This is a genomic window from Bacteroides sp. An269 (assembly GCF_002159755.1).
Lineage (GTDB): Bacteria > Bacteroidota > Bacteroidia > Bacteroidales > Bacteroidaceae > Phocaeicola > Phocaeicola intestinalis.
Genome location: NZ_NFJG01000091.1, coordinates 1 through 18,993 on the forward strand (window position 1 = coordinate 1; position 18,993 = coordinate 18,993).

The 18,993-nt window shown below is 46.8% G+C and carries 17 protein-coding genes; 7 read left to right on the forward strand and 10 right to left on the reverse strand.

What is annotated here, in order from left to right; translation table 11 throughout:
* Positions 1-127 precede the first annotated feature (127 nt).
* Genes B5F71_RS14430 through B5F71_RS14440 form a run of 3 tightly spaced genes read left to right on the forward strand, consistent with a single transcriptional unit; the run spans position 128 to position 4,943 of the window.
* On the forward strand, positions 128-1,462 hold the full coding sequence (locus B5F71_RS14430; protein WP_087211588.1) for a glycoside hydrolase family 43 protein: 1,335 nt from the start codon (positions 128-130) through the stop codon (positions 1,460-1,462).
* 16 nt (positions 1,463-1,478) lie between these two features.
* Complete coding sequence (locus B5F71_RS14435; protein WP_022040365.1) at positions 1,479-2,837, forward strand: glycoside hydrolase family 43 protein; 1,359 nt, start codon at positions 1,479-1,481, stop codon at positions 2,835-2,837.
* A 12-nt stretch (positions 2,838-2,849) separates the two neighbouring features.
* On the forward strand, positions 2,850-4,943 hold the full coding sequence (locus tag B5F71_RS14440; protein ID WP_087211591.1) for a glycoside hydrolase 43 family protein: 2,094 nt from the start codon (positions 2,850-2,852) through the stop codon (positions 4,941-4,943).
* A gap of 39 nt (positions 4,944-4,982) precedes the next feature.
* Here B5F71_RS14440 and B5F71_RS20365 read toward each other — a convergent pair whose 3' ends face one another.
* Positions 4,983-5,150: a hypothetical protein gene (locus B5F71_RS20365; protein ID WP_158098106.1), complete on the reverse strand. Its 168-nt coding sequence runs from the start codon at positions 5,148-5,150 to the stop codon at positions 4,983-4,985.
* A 313-nt stretch (positions 5,151-5,463) separates the two neighbouring features.
* On the opposite strand from B5F71_RS20365, the gene B5F71_RS14450 reads away from it, so the two are divergent.
* A complete protein-coding gene (locus B5F71_RS14450; RefSeq protein WP_087211596.1) occupies positions 5,464-6,828 on the forward strand; it encodes a glycoside hydrolase family 43 protein in 1,365 nt (454 codons plus the stop codon).
* An 18-nt stretch (positions 6,829-6,846) separates the two neighbouring features.
* On the forward strand, positions 6,847-7,695 hold the full coding sequence (locus B5F71_RS14455) for an alpha/beta hydrolase-fold protein (protein WP_022041127.1): 849 nt from the start codon (positions 6,847-6,849) through the stop codon (positions 7,693-7,695).
* Positions 7,696-7,697: 2 nt separating this feature from the next.
* Here the strand turns inward: B5F71_RS14455 and B5F71_RS14460 are convergent, their stop codons facing one another.
* On the reverse strand, positions 7,698-8,660 hold the full coding sequence (locus B5F71_RS14460; RefSeq protein WP_087211598.1) for a winged helix-turn-helix domain-containing protein: 963 nt from the start codon (positions 8,658-8,660) through the stop codon (positions 7,698-7,700).
* Positions 8,661-8,789: 129 nt separating this feature from the next.
* Here B5F71_RS14460 and B5F71_RS14465 point away from each other — a divergent pair, with 129 nt between their 5' ends.
* A complete protein-coding gene (locus tag B5F71_RS14465) occupies positions 8,790-9,983 on the forward strand; it encodes a redoxin domain-containing protein (RefSeq protein WP_087211601.1) in 1,194 nt (397 codons plus the stop codon).
* A gap of 82 nt (positions 9,984-10,065) precedes the next feature.
* Here B5F71_RS14465 and B5F71_RS14470 read toward each other — a convergent pair whose 3' ends face one another.
* The 8 genes from B5F71_RS14470 to polA all read right to left on the reverse strand — a co-directional run bounded on the left by B5F71_RS14470 (position 10,066) and on the right by polA (position 17,758).
* Positions 10,066-10,716, reverse strand: coding sequence for a chloramphenicol acetyltransferase (locus B5F71_RS14470; protein WP_087211603.1), 651 nt, complete (start codon positions 10,714-10,716; stop codon positions 10,066-10,068).
* 6 nt (positions 10,717-10,722) lie between these two features.
* Positions 10,723-11,634, reverse strand: coding sequence for a ketopantoate reductase family protein (locus B5F71_RS14475; protein ID WP_087211605.1), 912 nt, complete (start codon positions 11,632-11,634; stop codon positions 10,723-10,725).
* A gap of 85 nt (positions 11,635-11,719) precedes the next feature.
* Entirely contained in the window at positions 11,720-11,911 is a 192-nt protein-coding gene (locus B5F71_RS20370; protein WP_158098107.1) for a hypothetical protein, read from the reverse strand.
* Positions 11,912-11,980: 69 nt separating this feature from the next.
* Positions 11,981-13,084, reverse strand: a complete 1,104-nt coding sequence (ychF, locus tag B5F71_RS14480) for a redox-regulated ATPase YchF (protein WP_013618353.1) — start codon at positions 13,082-13,084, stop codon at positions 11,981-11,983.
* 114 nt (positions 13,085-13,198) lie between these two features.
* Complete coding sequence (locus tag B5F71_RS14485; RefSeq protein WP_087211608.1) at positions 13,199-13,807, reverse strand: zeta toxin family protein; 609 nt, start codon at positions 13,805-13,807, stop codon at positions 13,199-13,201.
* A complete protein-coding gene (locus B5F71_RS14490; RefSeq protein WP_087211611.1) occupies positions 13,794-14,009 on the reverse strand; it encodes a hypothetical protein in 216 nt (71 codons plus the stop codon). The genes B5F71_RS14485 and B5F71_RS14490 overlap by 14 nt, the downstream gene beginning before the upstream one ends.
* A 438-nt stretch (positions 14,010-14,447) precedes the next feature.
* Positions 14,448-14,834 carry a DUF3836 domain-containing protein gene (locus B5F71_RS14495; protein ID WP_087211613.1) on the reverse strand — a complete coding sequence of 129 codons (387 nt, stop codon included), beginning with the start codon at positions 14,832-14,834 and terminating at the stop codon, positions 14,448-14,450.
* 152 nt (positions 14,835-14,986) lie between these two features.
* Positions 14,987-17,758, reverse strand: coding sequence for a DNA polymerase I (polA, locus tag B5F71_RS14500; protein WP_087211616.1), 2,772 nt, complete (start codon positions 17,756-17,758; stop codon positions 14,987-14,989).
* Positions 17,759-17,852: 94 nt separating this feature from the next.
* On the opposite strand from polA, the gene B5F71_RS14505 reads away from it, so the two are divergent.
* A complete protein-coding gene (locus tag B5F71_RS14505; RefSeq protein WP_087211618.1) occupies positions 17,853-18,827 on the forward strand; it encodes a polyprenyl synthetase family protein in 975 nt (324 codons plus the stop codon).
* Positions 18,828-18,993 lie beyond the last annotated feature (166 nt).

Sequence of the window (18,993 nt, forward strand, 5' to 3'; positions counted from 1 at the left end):
CTGACGAAGAACAGGAGCGAAAAGGACCAAAAAATCGCCCAAAGCACACACGAAAACGGATACATCAAGCCAAGAAAAACTTTTTGGAGAAATTCAAAACAGCTTCTCATTAAATCAAAAATAAAAGATGAAAAACAAATCGAAAAAATTAGCATTTATGATGCTGGGCTTGTGTGCCCTTGGTGCAAATGCCCAAGACCCGATTATTCAGACCAAATACACCGCCGATCCTGCACCGATGGTGTACAATGACACGATTTTTCTGTATACCAGTCACGATGAGGACGATGCGCAAGGCTATGACTTCAAGATGCTCGACTGGCAGCTATATACCTCTACTGATATGGTGAACTGGACCGACCATGGGCCTGTGGCTTCCTTGAAAGACTTTGTATGGCGTAAGCGCGATAACGGTGCATGGGCACAACAAGTGGTGGAGCGTGACGGTAAGTTTTATATGTATTGCCCCCTTCATGGGAACGGCATTGGCGTATTGGTTTCCGATTCGCCTTACGGACCTTTTAAGGATCCCATAGGCAAGCCTATCGTGTGGCAACAAGAGCATTGGGAAGATATCGATCCTACTGTTTGGATTGACGATGACGGACAAGCCTATATGTATTGGGGTAACCCGAACTTGTATTATGTGAAACTGAACAAAGACATGGTGTCGTATTCGGGCGATATTGTGAAGATAGGCAAGTTGGAGCATTATCAGGAAGGACCGTGGTTTTACAAACGTAACGGGAAATATTATCTGGCATACGCTTCTACTTGTTGCCCAGAAGGAATCGGATATGCCATGAGTAACAGTCCTACGGGACCATGGGAGGTGAAGGGCTACATCATGGCTCCTACCGACCGTACGCGCGGAAATCATCCGGGAATCATTGACTATAAAGGCAAGAGTTACGTTTTCGGACAGAATTACGATCTGTTGCGTCTCGAAATGGAGGAGCATCATGAACGCCGTTCGATATCGGCCGCCGAAATGCATTATAATGTAGACGGTACGATACAGGAGGTGCCTTATTTTAAAGATACGAAGCTGGTGCAGATTGAAAACTTTAATCCTTACCGCAGGGTAGAAGCCGAGACTATGGCTTGGGGATATGGGCTGAAAACCGAGCGCCGTACCGATGGTGGCATTTATGTCACGAAAATCAATGACTCTGATACTTTGGTGGTAAAAGGTGTTGATTTCGGAAAAGAAGGCGCATCTCGTTTTGTGGCTTCTGTCGCTTCTGATGCAGGGCATTGCGCAATTGAGATTCATTTAGACCAAGCCGATGGTCCGTTGGTAGGAACAGTTCAAGTTGAGGCTACCGGAGGAATGGACATATACAAGGAGTTTGCCTGTCCGGTGAAAGGGGCGAAGGGTGTTCACGACCTGGTGTTCCGTTTCAAAGGTGATGCCGGAAAAGACCTGATGAATTGGGATTATTGGAAATTTGTAGAATAATAGAATGACATAGTTTATGAAAAACATATTTATTAGTCTTTCGATGCTTGTAACCCCTATACTGGTTATGGCACAAAACCCGATTGTCCAGACTGCTTATACCGCCGACCCGGCACCGATGGTATATGGTGACCGCTTGTATTTATATACAAGCCATGATGAAGACGCATCTACGTGGTTTACAATGAACGACTGGAAATTGTACTCTACCGAAGATATGGTAAACTGGACTGAACATCCGACTCCCTTGTCGTACAAGACATTCGAGTGGGCGCGGGGAGATGCTTGGGCTATGCAGTGTGTCGAACGTGGAGGTAAATTTTATGCGTATGTCCCGGTGACGATGAAAAAAGGAGGGGGAGCTATTGGCGTAGCTGTAGCAGACAGTCCTTATGGTCCTTTCTACGACCCACTTGGCAAGCCATTGGTGAGTAGTGGAAAAGGGGACATAGATCCTACCGTAATGATAGACGATGACGGGCAGGCTTATCTGTATTGGGGCAATCCTTTTTGTTATTATGTGAAGTTGAACGAAGATATGATATCATATTCGGGAGATGTTGTGAAGGTGGATATGACCGAAGAGGCTTTTGGTAAGCGGGAAGGGAATGTGCCTGAACGTCCCACACTTTACGAAGAAGGCCCATGGCTTTACAAGCACAAGGATTGGTATTACCTGTTGTGGGCTGGTGGACCGATATCCGAACATTTGGGCTATTCGATGAGCAAGAGTCCGTTGGGACCTTGGAAATACGGAGGTACGCTGATGCCTACCGAAGGAAGGAGTTTTACCAATCATCCGGGTATTGTGGACTATAAAGGCGGAACTTACCTTTTCTACCACAATGGTGCCCTGCCTGGAGGTTCGGGCTTTACCCGTTCGGTATGCGTGGAGAAAGTTGTGTTTAATGCCGATGGTTCTATCCAGCCGATGAAGATGACCGAAGGTATCCGTGAAGGGTTGACGGCACTTAATCCGTACCGGAAGAATGAAGCTGAAACGATGGCTTTCTCCGAAGGGATGAAGTCGGCACAAAACGGAGAAGTGGGTGTATTTGTCAATGCTATGCGTGATGGGGCATACATCAAGGTGAAGGGCGTAGACTTCCGTAGCCAAGGGGCATCTGACATCATTGCTCGTGTAGGAACTACACACAACGGAGGGGTAACTCTGGAGGTGCGTGCCGATGGTCTGCAAGGAAAGCTGCTGGCTACGTTGCAGGTACCTATGACTGGTTGGGATGACCGTTGGGCGCTGGTTACTTCCAAAGTGGAAGCTATAAGTGGCGTGCATGACCTGTATTTTATATGCAAAGGTGATAAGCCTGGCAGGGTGATGTATTTCGATTACTGGATGTTTCATCCGAAGCAGTAAGGAGGACAAACAATGAAGTATCTATGGCTTTTTGTGCTGGGAATTTGTGGGTGGTATAACCTGCAGGCTCAGACGTGGACTGCTGATAACGGGAACGGTACGTTTACCAATCCCTTGTTCTATGATGAGTTTACCGATCCTGACTTGATTCGGGTGGGAACAGATTTTTATATGGTTGCCAGTTCGATGCATACTATGCCCGGATTGCCTTTGCTTCGCTCTAAAGATTTGGTGAATTGGGAATTTGTTACTTATGTTTTCGACAAGTTGGACTTGGGACCTGAATTCCATTTGGAAGGAAAGAAAGGTGTGTATGGGAATGGTATCTGGGCACCTGCCATCCGTTATCACAAAGGGAAGTTTTATATTTTTGTTAATGTGAACAACTATGGATTGCAGGTATTTTCGGCAGACCGTCCTGAAGGTCCCTGGATACATAAGAACATGGGTGGACGCATTTATGATTTGGGCGTTTTATTTGATGATGACGATAAGATTTATGCTGTTCACGGGTATGATGAAGTGCACCTTATCGAAATCAAACCAGACTTCAGCGGATATGTTGAAGGAAGTGACCGGATTATCATCCCGAAAGGAAATGCAATGGGGGAAGGACATCATTTCTATAAAATTAACGGGAAATACTACATCATCAGTGCTGACTATGCTCCGGTAGGACGTATGCAGTGTGCCCGTGCCGACCGTCCTGAAGGTCCGTATGAGACAACGGTTATCAGCCATCGGGAAACAATGGGGATACAACAGGGTTGGTGGACACAAGGCTATGGTTTCTGGTCTGATATACCTGACGAAGGGAGCAAATTCAGTTTCCAGCCTCCTTCTGATAATTATTTCAGTGCCGTGCCTTTGCATCAGGGAGGCATTGTAGATTTGCCTAATGGTGAATGGTGGGGCTTCTCGATGATGGATATGAAATCGGTGGGACGTCTTACTTACTTGTCTCCAGTAACATGGAAAGACGGTTGGCCTTATTTCGGGGTAGAAGGTAATCTGGGACGTTCGCCACGTACCTGGTTCAAGCCCGATACGGGTGTGGAGGAGAGTCCTCATGCTCCTTATGAACGGAGCGATGACTTCTCGGATAATAGTCTGAAGCCAGTCTGGCAATGGAATCATATCCCGGTTGATAACAGATGGGAACTGGCAAAAGGTGTGCTGCGTCTGCATACACTTCCTGCCAAGAGTCTGATGTTTGCTCGGAATACACTGACCCAGCGTGTGGTTGGTCCCGAATCGATGGCTACGGTAGAACTGGATGCACGTGGACTGAAGAAAGGTGACGTAGCTGGTCTTGCTCTGCTGAATACACCCTATTATTGGGTGGGCGTGACACGCACCGACGAGGGACTGATGCTTCGTTTTTATGATATGGTGAAGAATGTACATACCGACAAGCCGCTGGAATCTGCCAAAGTATGGTTGCGGGCTCACGGCGATTATCATAATGACTTGGCCTCATTAAGTTATAGTACCGATGGAGATACGTTCGAGACCATAGGCAACCAGTTGCGTTTGGGGTATCAGATGCATACGTTCCAGGGAGTGCGTTATGCTTTGTTTGCTTACAATACAGAGGGGAAGAAAGGCGGGCGTGCCGATTTCGACAATTTCGAAGTGTACGAACCTTTTGCCGATCGTTCGAAGAATCTGCCTGTAGGCAAAATCATTACACTGACCAATCTTGCCAATGGTGAACGGGCTTGGGCCAATCCGCATGGGATGTTACATCATGTAGCTTCGGGAAGTGCAGAATTCGAAGGGTTAGGATGCCATTTCAGGGTACACGACCGTGGTAAGGGACGTGTGGCACTTGAAGCAATGGATGGTTCTGGATTTCTGACCGTAACGGGGTTGGGGCTTTCGGGCGATGTGCGCATCACGAAAGAAGAAACAGAAGCAAGTCTTTTCTTGTGGCAAGATATGTTGTGGGGGCATTGTATGTTGCTTTCTCTTTATACCAATCGTTTTGTCGGGTTAAATCCGGTGACGGGCGAACCTTATGCAGCCGACTGGCCCGGTACACGTCCCGACCGGAAAGACGGAACGGTCTTTGCCTGGCAGGTGGTGGCAGATGTTGCCGATTGAATCAACAGATTATGCTTGGTTTCTTACATAAATCGAAAGTTATGCCTTGCGCGGTATGGATTTGTGCATTTCCTGCATGTGCCACGCCATTTCCGTAGAGACGGTGCGCACATCATCCTTGCATTTGATGGCATATCGGTAAGGAACATTTGGCTTTGCATGTAGCCCATATCTTTGTTTCAGGCGGCATACTTTTATGGTTTTCATATGGAAACCGTACGTTCTCGATATGGAAACCGTACGTTCTTGATATGGAAACCGTACGGTTTTCATATGAAAACCATAAAAGGAAGCTGCCTGAAACGATAATGTAATCCAAATGCGGAAACATTTGTTCCGGGGAAAATGCACAAACCTATGCCGTGCATGGTATAAAAGCAGTTGTGTTTTACAGGAGTTATCATTTTGTTCAGGAGTTAAAGGCCGATAGTCCTGCTTCTGAAACCGATATAAAAAGTATTGGTCTCTGACTCCCTTTTAACCCCTGATTAGTATTACTTATAATTGTGTGAAAAGAACTATGAAAACGAAATATTTGTTAGGGTTGTCAATAGGAATGTGCGTAATGTCTGTCCAAGCACAAAACCCGATTATACAGACTCATTATACGGCCGACCCGGCACCTATGGTGTATAATGATACTTTATATCTCTATGTAGGTTGTGACGAGAAGGATGCGCCTGAAAATTCGTATCTGATGCGTGAATACCGGCTTTATACCACCACCGATATGGTAAATTGGACAGATCACGGTGCACCACTCAAGACCAGTACTTTTGCATGGTCTGCAGGTGATGCCAGTGCGGCACAATGCATACCGAGAAACGGGAAATTCTATTGGTATATTTCTTCCCAAAACCGGCAGAATCCCGGTTCTTCTATCGGAGTGGCTGTAGGAGATACACCTTACGGACCTTTCAAGGATGCCTTGGGGCACGGATTGGTAACGAACGATATGACGACATATGCCGGACATTCTTGGGACGATTTAGACCCCACTGTATATATTGCAGACGATGGGCAGGCATGGTTGTATTGGGGAAACGGTGTATGCTATCGTGCCAAACTGAAAGAAGATATGGTAAGTCTGGATGGAGAAATCGAGGCAATCAACCGCTTGGATAGCATTGCCTTTTCGGGAGGATTTACCGAAGCACCCTGGCTTTACAAGCGTGGAGACTGGTATTACCTGATTTATGCTGCGGGTTTCCCCGAATCCATTCACTATTCTATGAGCTCTTCGGCTGGCGGCAAGTGGCAAGCTAAGGGCGTGGTTATGCCGTTGGAGCGTGGAAGCAATACCAATCATCCGGGCATCGTGGACTATAAAGGACATTCGTATTTCTTCTATCACAACGATGCCTTGCCTGGCGGGCATAGTTATTGCCGTTCGGTGTGCGTAGAAGAGTTCCGTTATACCCCGAATGGAGAAATACCAGAAATGCATATGACCGATGCCGGCATAACGGAAGCGGTAGGCCGACTTAATCCTTATATACGTACAGAGGCTGAAACCATAGCTTGGTCCGAGGGCGTGGCTACCCGGACGGATGCTGCGCGTGGCGTGTATGTCACGGATGTCCATCACGGAGATTATATCAAGGTAAGGGAAGTAGATTTTGGTGCCAAAGGTGCTTCGCTTTTTACGGCATGTGCCTCTAGCCGTTATTTTGGCGGACAGATTGAACTCCGTATCGATGGCTTGGAAGGAGAAGTATTGGGTACGCTTGATATTCCTTACACCGGTGAATGGGAAAACTGGCAGGAGTTCAAAACACAGGTGAAGAGTGTGACAGGTGTCCACGATTTGTACCTCGTGTTCAAAGGCAAACAACCCCATGCCTTGTTTAACTTGGACTGGTGGAGATTCGATTCTGGGCTATGACGAAAATGAATAGGGAATATGCGTAAATACATTCTTTTTTATCTTTTGTTTTGCCTTTGCTGCTTGAAACTGTTTGCAGGTGGAAAAGTGCTTTATCGGACAGTTCCTTGTACACTTTTGCAAGGTATTACCGAACGTGAATATACGGTTTATTTACCACCGGGTTATGATATGGATACACTTCGTACGTATCCGGTGTTGTACCTTTTGCATGGAGGAAATTGCTCGAATACCGATTGGGAACGTTATGGTGGGCTTTCACATTTGGCAGATAGCTTGATAGCTTGTGGGCAGATGCAGGAAATGATTGTGGTTTGTCCTGAGGCCAACAAGGATAATATGATATGGTTCAATGCTGCGCATTGGCGGTATGAAGACTTTTTCTTTCAGGAGTTTATGCCTTATATCGAGCAGACTTACCGGGTAAAGGCGGAAAAGGCATACCGTTCGGTGGCAGGTTATTCAATGGGTGGAGGTGCATCGGTCGTATATGGTGTGCTTCATCCCGACTTGTTCAACGTGGTTTATGGGATGAGCAGTTATTTGCGTAGCCAGCCGTTGGAGTTTTTGAAGGATGACCCTTCTGCCCCTTGGCGTCAGAAGCTGGTAGATGATTACAACCCTATCCGCACGATAACGGAAGGAAGTGAAAAGAATGTGTCGGCATGGAAAGCCGTCCGTTGGTTCATTGATTGTGGTGACAAGGATTTTACATATGATGCTAATATCGATTTAGTCTCAGCCTTTCGCAAGCGTGGTATTCCTTACGAGTTTCGTGTGAAGGGTGGGGGACACGATTGGAGTTATTGGCGTCCTGCCTTGTGCGATGCGCTGGTATATGTCTCGCATCAATTGCCCGATGATTAATGTCAGGATCCTTTCTTGACCGACAGGTAATAGCCTTGCCCGCGTACGGTCACTATCTGATACTCCGGAAAGCCTTTCAGGTGTTTCCGGAGTATTTTGATATGTGTGTCTATCTTTTCATCGGCATTGGTGTCGGTTTTCCAGAAGCGTTGTTTGATTTCTCCGCGACTTACGCACCTGCCTTTCTTTCGGAGCAGGAGGCAAAACAAGGAGAGGTCTAGCTTGGGTAACGGACAGAGGATGCCATCAATGATTAATTCTTGCTTTTCCATATTGACAGAAATGTCTGGATAAATGTGGGAGGCATTGCTTCTTTTCCGCAGGTAATAACAGATAGCGGTGCCAAGAGCTATCAGTGCTATGAGCAGGAAGAAACGCCGGTCGATGTAGCGGAGCAGTGTGACCGTATCGTATGCCACCCATCCTTGTGCCTGGATGTCGCCCGTGATATCCTGGCGGTAAACGGGTGTGGAATAGGCAGAAGAAGCACTGAGCGTGTCGGAATTGCAGTGTCTTTCTTGTCCGTTGTAATAGATGGTTCCAGTCTGTCCGCAGATGTTTCGCGCTGCGAGCCGTGCCCGGAACAAGATGTTCAGTTTGTCGGCATCTATCGGGTGGACATTAGTAAGAATGTGCTCGTTAAGCAGACGGCGTGCCTTTGCTTCGTCTATACTGTCTTTGAAGACAAACACCGTTCGGTCTTTCCACGTACGCAGGGTGTATTTTTTTATCTTCCGGTCGTAGACGGGAGCCGTGATGTAATATTCGGAATAGGGATTCAAGTCGGGATGGGTGAAATGCTGGAACAGTTCTACCCGTTCGGTATAGTGCCAGGCGGTGGCTTCGCAGAACGCATGATCCGTTTCTTGCCGGATACGTTCTTCGCCTGCTTGTAAAGACAGACACAATGCCGTAACGATAATGGCACTCAGGATGCCGAGGATGTATAGTTCTTTTGTCTTCATAGATGCGATGCTAACCGATAGCAAAATAAGCGAAAAACTTAGATTTCAGAAAAAGTTCAGCTAATTTTTTTGTCCGATTGCTGGGATTCTTATTCTTTTGCCGGCAGAAAACATTAAAAACATCAACACATGAAAACACTGATTATTTTAGCAATGTGCCTGCTGGCGGACAGCTCCCTTCAGGCACAAGAGTATCTGAGAGAAGTATTGAGTAAGTTAGAAAGCGTCAAGTCGGCGACGTATGACTTGTATAGTGAAGGTTGGATGGCGGGAGATACTTTGCCAAGTAGTGTCAGCAAGGTGTTTGTGGAAGAATACCGCAATCCGCAAGATACCACCATCGGGTCGAGTTTTTTAGAATGGGATTCTGAAGACCAAACGCGCTTTGAATTGGGATATGACGGAACAGTTTCAGTATATATGAACCGTTATCAAAAAGTAGCAGAGGTAAATGATTTTTCCAATCAGTTTCTTCCGGTAAGGCTTATCCAACCTCCTTTTTTCAATTATGTGACGAGTATCATCCGTTATACGTTGGAAACGAAAGATAACGTTACTCGGGAAGTGAAGGAGACAGAGAAGGAGTATTATTTGAAATTGACTATCGACGAAGGAGTGGAAGTGGAATTCTTCGGGAAGCCTTTCCATTTTCCGGAAATGTCTTTTATGGCTGACCCGATAATGGTTTTTGAAATCTGGATAGATAAAGAGACAGGCCTTCCTTATAAATACAAAAGAGAACTTTGTGGAAGTAATTCCGGTATAGATGAATGTTCGAATGTGAAATTGAATACTTTGCCCGATAAGAATTTCGATTTATATGCGCTTGTGCCTGAAGGGTATGAGTTGGTACGGATGGGCGAAAAGAACAAATGTGATGAAGAACCTTTTAAATTAGCGGATAAACCGGCACCCGATTGGACGGCGGTGAATATGCAGGGTGATTCGGTTTCGCTTTCTTCTTTGAAAGGAAAGGTGATGTTGCTCAATCTTACGGGAATAGGATGTGGGGTATGCCAACTTGCCATTCCGTTTCTGAATGAATTGGACAAGCGTTTTGATAAAGATAAATTCCAGTTGGTTGCGATAGATTCTTGGGGCAAGCCGTTAGCGAGTGTGCGGAATTATATAAGCCGCCATCAGATTGGTTATACTTTTTTGTCCGGAAACGAACAAGTAGTCATTGATTACAAGACAGGAGGCTTTGTGCCTTTCTTTTTCTTGTTGGATGAGAATCTTGTGATTCGGAAAATAATAAAAGGATATGCCAAAGGTACGACCGAAAAGAAGATTATAGATGCGATTGAAGAACTTTTGAAATAAGCCCATTTACGATTAGACAATTTACTATTTACGATGGAGAAAGTCATAAATCGTAAATAGTAAATTGTCTAATCGTAAATGTTTATAGTTCCTTCAGCGTCTGCTCCACCTTCTCGAAGAAGAGCGAGATGTGCGCTCCGTCTGCAAAGGCATGGCTTACGGTAAGTGCTATCGGCATGTAGAGCCGTCCTGCACGGGTGATTGCCTTGCCTGCATTCATCAACGGATAATCCAACGGATGCCCTACCGATTGTTGGGTATAGGTGATGGAGGTGAAATACAGTTTCGGCGTGGCGCTGAGCAGGAACACGTCGAAATCTCCTTGTTCCGCTATCTGCTTATCTGTGCCATACGGGTCTCCGTCTTCGGGAATGGAGGTGATGATACGCCGCGCTTCACGGTAGAATGTATCGAAGTCGGGATGATAGGGAATACGCACGGTGTAGAATGTACGTCCCGGTACGGCGATAGGTGTAATCACATCCACCGTATCGTGGTAGACCACTTGCCCGTTCTTATCCCAGCGATAGCGCAATTCCTTGATTTCGTTTACCGCCTTCGTGATGGCATAAAGATAATAGAGGAAAAACGAATGCCCTTGTGCCTTTGCCCGTGCGTATGCCTCGGTGCAATCGGCTTCGCTCGTTATGGCAATCCACGAGTTGGCAAAGCCTCGGAAGAAGTTATAATTGTCTTTCCGTTCCCATGTATCAATGTTGATGATGTGTTTCATGCTTTCTTATGCTTTCTTGAATTTTAATGCCACTTTGTGATACGTCGGCAAATCGATGCCCAGCCGTTCGCCCAAGTCAATCATATCGAACAGCAAGCCTTGTATTTCCGATTCGTGTCCGCGGGCAATGTCTTTCTGCATGGAGGCGGTGCTGTGCGGGTCGAGCTTGTCAATGACTTTCAGGTTATACGTTACGGGGTCTTCGGGGAAGATTACACCCAGTTTGCGCCCGATTCCGGCACTTTCCTGCGATAATCCGATAAAGGTATCGCGCACCTCGCCTTCGTGCTGCACTTCGCCCATGGGCACATTGTGGTAGGCTCCGGTACATGCCATGGCGGAGATGAATGCCCACTTGATGAAAGTGTCGCGGTTGATGTCGTCCGATACGTCTACTTTGATGCCGCACGCACGCAGTTCTTCGGCTATTTGATTCAATTGTTCGCAGGAAATGCCTTGTTCAGGGCGTGCGCCGAACACCAGGCGGAAGATGCTTCCCATTTGGGTAATCTCGCCTTCTCCCGAAACAAATCCTACGATGTAGATGCATCCGTCGAGCACGTGTACCGAAGGCACAAGCCTTCCGATGCGCGGTCCGGTGCCATACACGTTGAGGATAGGGATGACCAGCGTTTCGGGGGTGGAAGCACGTTCTAATACTTCCTTGATAGAGTCGATGGAATATCCTTTCACGCACACGAAAATCACGTCGGCTTTTCCTTCGAATTCTTCGGCGGTATAAGCCTTCACGGGAAGAAAATGTTCGCCTTTCAAGTCCGATTTCAGGTGAAGCCCTTTTTGCCGGATGGCATCCAGGTGTTTGCCGCGTGCGATGCAGGTCACGTCTTTGCCTGCCAGGGCGAGAAATCCGGCGATAGAGCCTCCCACGCCCCCTGTTCCTACTACTAAGTATTTCATGGTGAGTTTTTTAAGTTCTTGAGGTTTTCACCACAGATTACACAGATTTTATTCTATTAAAAATCAAAGGGAGACAATAATAACACTACTCCCACTTGCCATTATTATAAGAAGCTGTTTTGAATTTCTCCAAAAAGTTTTTCTTGGCTTGATGTATCCGTTTTTGTGTGTGCTTTGGGCGATTTTTTGGTCCTTTTCGCTCCTGTTCTTCGTCAGATAGCCCGCTATCTTCCTCATCACAGAAGCGGAAATGCCTCAAAAACTCATCCCAAATCATCGCACGATAAATTCAAAACAGCTTCTAAATAAATAGAAAAATCTGTGTAATCTGTGGTGAAAAAACGGATTACACATTAAAGCGGAAGTGCATGATGTCGCCGTCCTGCACCACGTAGTCTTTGCCCTCTACGTTCAGCTTGCCAGCCTCGCGTACGGCGGCTTCACTTCCGTATTGGATATAGTCTTCGTATTTGATGACTTCGGCACGGATGAAGCCCTTTTCGAAGTCGGTGTGAATGACGCCGGCACATTGCGGAGCTTTCCAGCCTTTGTGGTACGTCCATGCCTTTACTTCCATTTCACCGGCGGTGATAAAGGTTTCCAGATTCAGAAGCTTGTATGCTGACTTGATGAGGCGGTTCACACCCGACTCTTCCAGTCCCACTTCCTGCAGGAACATCTGGCGGTCTTCGTAGGTTTCCAGTTCGGCGATGTCGGCTTCGGTCTTGGCAGCTACTACCAGGATTTCGGCGTTCTCGTCCTTTACCGCCTCACGTACCTGCTCTACGTATTTGTTGCCTGTGGCAGCACTTGCTTCGTCTACGTTGCATACATACATCACGGGTTTCGCCGTGAGCAGGAACAGGTCATGCGCTATTTTCTGTTCGTCTTTCGATTCGAACTGCACCGTGCGTGCCGATTTGCCTTGCTCCAGTGCCTCTTTGTAGCGCACCAGTACATCATAGGTTTGTTTAGCTGCTTTGTCACCTCCGGTTTGCGCCTGCTTTTGCACGCGTTGGATACGGCTTTCGATGGTTTCCAGGTCTTTCAGCTGGAGTTCGGTATCAATGATTTCCTTGTCGCGTACCGGATTTACCGTACCGTCTACGTGGGTCACGTTTTCATCATCGAAGCAACGCAGCACGTGGATGATGGCATCTGTTTCGCGGATGTTCGCCAGGAACTTGTTGCCCAGTCCTTCGCCTTTGCTGGCACCCTTCACCAGTCCGGCGATGTCTACGATTTCTACGGTAGTAGGCACGATGCGTCCCGGATGGACTAATTCCGCCAATTTGTTGAGGCGTTCATCGGGAACGGTAATTACGCCCACATTCGGTTCGATGGTACAGAAAGGGAAATTGGCTGCTTGAGCCTTTGCGTTTGATAAGCAATTGAAAAGCGTAGATTTGCCCACGTTCGGCAAACCGACGATGCCACATTGTAAAGCCATAATGATATATTGTTTTTATTGTTTTGATTTCTTGCTTGTTTCAACGGGCAAAGGTAGTCATTTCTTTTGGCATATCGGGCAGGGCACTCCGATTATTTACATAGAAGCCTCTTATTATCGGGCATCTGGTAGTAGGATTTTCGCCCATTCAGACACTTCGGTTACATACATTTTCTTTAATTCGCCATTGACCAAGCGGAATTGAAGTTTGGCATCTTCGCCGTCTATGGAATTGTCGTACACATAGAGGCGGTCCACAATCGGCGCTACGGTCTTGCAATTTTCTATAGACTTGAAATAGCGCGAAATGATTTTAGTGATGGGCACGTCATGTCCCCCTTTCATCACTCTGTTGGCAATCCTTGCCGCATTGATAGAGGGGTGTGAAGTCGAGATAAAGAATAAACGGATAAAGAAGCCTTGCCGTTTGGCTTTAATGATGAATGCGACTTTATCTTCGGCAGACATTACGGTTTCAAACACAAAGCTTTTTCTTTCCGATAAACATGTTTCTCGTAGCTCGGCGCAATAATTAGCTGCTTTTAGTACAGCTTCCGGTGAGTTCCAGTCGCCATATTTATCTTTAGCCACTTCGTCCGGATTGATGTATAGCGTGCCTTCCGCCCATTCGTGATGCAGGAACTTTTGAGTGACGGATGTCTTGCCTGAGCCATTAGGTCCGGCTATTACAATCATTTCCGGTAAGCGTTTATTTGTGTCCATTCCGTATGTTTTCTATGTCTTTCGCCCATTTTGCTTGTTTTGTCAAAACGTTTTGCCGCATTTGTTTCCAATGCTCCTCCGTCGCCTTTTGGTTGCTTATTCTCGCTTCCTCGGCAACTTCCCTCATGATTTGTTCCAGCATTTCGTCCGTAGGCTCCTGCTCCGGACTGAAGCGGTATGCGTTTAATTCTTTCTCTGACATGATTGAGGTATTACGTTAGGGTGCAAATATAGTTATTTCTTTTGGCATATCGGCAAGTGTCTGCTATTTGTTATGCAAAATTTACTTGCATCATCTCAACGATAACCGTCAGAGTCGGTTTAAATGCATTTCGGCAAAGTTATTTTGGAGAGTTGGTTAATGAATAATCTGTTGCAGTCTATATCTTTTTGTGTTCTCGATATGGAGAACATAAAAGTATGTGGGCTGGCTTGGGGAATATAGTTTGTCGTGATAAGGAAAATATATGGGTGAAACGGTAAAGGATTTGCCGATTGCTTACAAATCGTAACTTAATAAGCCGGTTCTTGGTATGAATCTGTACTTGAAGAGTACTAAAACAAAAAAGAGACGCTTCTCGCGAGGCGTCTCTTCCGTGTGTAGAGAGTTTATGAAAATATGTTTTGTTTTATGTGCTGCTTATTGTTGTACCGTGACAGTCATGTCTGGAACAAGGATGTAATCTTTCTTGCTTTTGTTCCATTTGTAGTATTCGATAGTGACATTGTCGCCAGCGTATGAGTACTTGATACGCATGTGGTTATGCCATTGGTTATCGAATGCATCCCACTTTTGCAGGGTGTTTTCTACTACCTGTTTGTTGTCATTATACTTATAACTGTACTTTTCGTAATTGGTCAGGATACCTTCGTTCATCTTGTAAACAGTTTCGGAAACTTTGACACCGTTTACTTCTTCCGTATTGTAGATTAAACCTGCTTCCGGATTGTTAGCTGAAACTGTAAGGTTGGCTACAAATACACATGCTACAACAATTAAACTTCTAATAAAATTCAAGGCTTTCATATCTTTATATTTTTAAGGGTTTACTATCTTTTTGTTTTTGATTACGCTGCAAAGGTAGTGAAACTTTTGATATGAGCTAACATTTCGGCTAAAAATTTATTCGATTTTAGCAAAATGTTAGCAAATAAAGATATGTTAACTATTGCGAATCCTTAGTGCGCTTCCAGCCAATTTTGACCCCAACCGCAGTCGGCTTGCAAAGGAACTTTCATTTTGTAAGCACTCTCCATTTCGGTTATCACAATCTGTTGCACTTTTTCCTTTTCTTCGGGCAGGACGCTGAAGTTAAGTTCATCGTGTACTTGGAGAATCATCTTCGAACGGATTCCCTCTTCGCTGAAGCGGCGGTAGATGCGCGCCATTGCTACCTTGATGATGTCGGCGGCACTTCCTTGGATAGGGGCGTTGATGGCATTGCGCTCGGCATATCCCCGCACTACGGCGTTGCGTGAATTGATGTCGGGCAAATACCTGCGGCGGCGGAAGATGGTTTCGATGTAGCCTTTTTCGCGTGCCGACTGGATGCTTTTGTCCATGTATTCCTTTACGTGCGGATAGTTTTCGAAATAACCGTCTATCAATTCCTTGGCTTCCTTGCGGTCGATGCCGAGACGTTCGGCAAGCCCGAATACCGAGATGCCGTAGATGATGCCGAAATTGGCGGTTTTCGCCTTGCTCCGTTGCTCGCGGGTCACGTCTTCCAGCTTCTCCTTATATATCTTGGCGGCGGTGGCGGCATGGATGTCTTGATTGGCACGGAAGGCTTCTATCATGTGCGGGTCTTCGCTGAGGTGCGCCATGATGCGGAGTTCGATTTGCGAATAGTCGGCCGAGAAGAACTCGCAACCCTCATCGGGGATGAATGCCTTACGGATTTCTTTCCCGTCCTCGTTTCGTATGGGGATGTTTTGCAAGTTGGGGTTGCTGGAACTGAGGCGTCCGGTAGCGGTTACGGTCTGGTTGAACGATGTGTGGATGTGTCCGGTTTCGGGATTGATGAGCTGGGGTAAGGCATCGATGTAGGTGCCGAGGAGCTTCTTTAATCCGCGGTGCTCTAAAATCTTTTCTACGATTTCGTGCTTTCCTTTCAGGCTCTCCAACACTTCTTCAGAGGTGACATATTGCCCCGTCTTGGTCTTCTTGGGCTTGTCTGTGATTTTCAGGCGGTCAAATAACACTTCGCCCACTTGCTTGGGAGAGGCAATGTTGAATTCTACCCCAGCCAGGCGGTGCACTTCTTCTTCTATCTGGTTCATGCGGGCGGTGAAGTGGCGCGAGGTTTCCTTCAGAGCTTCGGTATCGATGCGCACGCCGTTGCGTTCCATATAGGCAAGTACGGGCACGAGCGGCATTTCGATGTCGCGGAAGAGGGCTTCGGCATCGTTTTGCTTCAATTCTTTCTCCAATACGTTTTTCAGCTTCAGGGTGACATCGGCGTCTTCGCACGCGTACCTATATATATTGATAGGGTCAAGGTCGCGCATGCTCTTCTGGTTCTTTCCTTTCGGGCCGATAAGCTCTTCTATCTTGATGGTTTCGTAGTGCAGGTAGATTTCGGCAAGGTAGTCCATTCCGTGATGCAGTTCGGGTTGGAGCACATAGTGGGCTATCATCGTGTCGAACATGGGTCCTTGTATCTCCACACCGTAGTTTGCCAAGACCAGCATATCGTATTTGATGTTCTGTCCCACTTTTAATGTTTGCGGGTTTTCGAAGACGGGCTTGAATTTATCCACGATGCGTTGCGCTTCGGTGCGGTCGGCGGGGACGGGAACATAAAACGCCTGGTTTTCGGTATACGAGAAGCTCATTCCCACCAGTTCGGCACGTATCGGGTCGGTTCCGGTGGTCTCCGTATCCAGACTGAAAACCTTCTGTGTCAGGATATTTTGTAATAATTGGTCGATTTTTTCTTCTGTATCAATGAGTTGATAGTCGAAAGCAAGGTCGTCAAGCCTTGTGAGATTTGAATTTTCAGGAGCTTCCGTACTCTCGGGCGTAAAAAAGCCAAAGAGATCGCCTTGCGCGGAGGGTGGGGGAGCGGCGGTTTTCTTATCGGTTCCCACCACGCGGTCGAGCAAGCTCCGGAACTCCAGGTCTTCGAATATCCGCTTGAGCGTTTCCTTGTCCGGCTCCTCCCGTTTCAGCCCGTCCATATCGAGGCGGATGGGTACATCGGTCTTGATGGTGGCAAGGAATTTGGAGAACAGGATTTGTTCGCGGTTGGTTTCTACCTTGGTCTTGATGGCTCCTTTCAGTTCGCCGGTATGGTCGAGCAGGTTCTCGATGCTTCCGAACTGGGCAATCAGCTTTTGTGCGGTTTTTTCCCCTACGCCCGGACAACCGGGGATGTTGTCGGCGGTATCGCCCATTAGTCCCAACATGTCGATGACCTGTGCAGGAGACTGTATGTCGAATTTGGCTTTGACTTCTTCGACTCCCATTACTTCAAACTCCTTGTCGCCGTATTTGGGGCGGTACATAAAGACGTTGTCCGATACCAGCTGGCCGTAGTCTTTATCGGGGGTCATCATATAAGTACGTATGCCTTGGCGTCCGGCTTCGGTGGCAAGGGTGCCGATGACATCGTCTGCCTCGTATCCGGATACTTCGAGGATGGGGATGCGGTAGGCGCGTATGATGTCTTTTATGATAGGTACGGAAAGCCGGATTACTTCCGGCGTTTCCTCACGCTGGGCTTTGTATTGTTGGTAAGCCTCGTGCCGGAAGGTGGGACCGGCAGGATCGAACGCGATGCCGATGTGTGTGGGTTGCTCTTTCTTCAACACATCTTCCAGTGTATTGACGAAGCCCATGATGGCGGAAGTATTGAATCCCTTCGAGTTGATACGGGGATTTTTGATGAAAGCATAGTATGCCCGGTAAATCAAAGCGTATGCGTCCAGTAGAAAAAGTTTCTCCATTCGTGTAAAATATTTAATGTTTTGAACGTAAAAGTACAAAAAAACACCGTATTTCGATGTTTTATTATTATTTTTGTGCCCAAATAAATCTCTAATGGACAAGATAGGACTAATCAGGAAACCGATAGAAAGGGAACTGAGCGAATTTAGGATGCTTTTCGATACCGCTTTGACCAGTACCGCTCCGATACTGGGCGATGTGCTGGGCTATATCCGGAAGCGTAACGGGAAGATGATGCGCCCCATGCTGGTATTGTTGATGGCGAAACTTTATGGCGAAATCAATTCCGCCACGTTGCATTCGGCTTTGTCGTTGGAATTGCTTCATACGGCAAGTCTGGTTCACGACGATGTGGTTGACAAGAGCGACAAGCGGCGCGGACAAGCGTCGGTCAATGCGCTGTATGATAACCGTGTCTCGGTATTGGTGGGCGATTATATGCTTGCTACGAGCCTCCGTCATGCCGCTTATACAAAAGAAATCGAACTGGTGGACCTGGTGGCCCGCTTGGGACAGAACTTATCTGAAGGTGAAATTGTGCAATTGGCAAATACCAGCAATACTTATTTTTCCGAAGAGATTTATTTCGATGTCATCCGTAAGAAGACGGCAGCCCTTTTTACGGCAAGTGCTGAGAGTGGTGCGCTTTCTGTCAAGGCTTCGGCGGATGATGTGGACAAGGCCGCATTGTTCGGTGAAATGATAGGTATCGCTTTCCAGATTAAAGATGATATTTTCGATTATTTCGAGAACGAGGAGCTGGGAAAGCCTACGGGCAATGATATGCTGGAAGGCAAACTGACCCTGCCTGCCTTGTATGTACTCAATCATCAGGCGGATGAAGCGACACGAGAACTGGCCCTGCGCATCCGTTCGTTGAAAGCCTCACAGGAGGAAATTGCTTCTTTCGTGTCTTACGTGAAGCGTGAGGGAGGCATCGAGTATGCCGACAAGGTGATGCACGATTATCGTGAAAAAGCGCTTGGTCTGCTTCCTGCCCAGACGGACGAGTCGCTCCGTGCGGCACTCACCGCTTATGTAGATTATGTGGTGGACCGGACGAAATAAAAAACTGAGAAACTGTTTTGAATTTCTACCAAAAGTTTTTTTCGTCTTGATGTATTCAGAAGCTGTTTTGAATTTCTCCAAAAAGTTTTTCTTGACTTGATGTATCCGTTTCCGTGTGTGCTTTGGGCGATTTTTTGGTCCTTTTCGCTCCTGTTCTTCGTCAGAT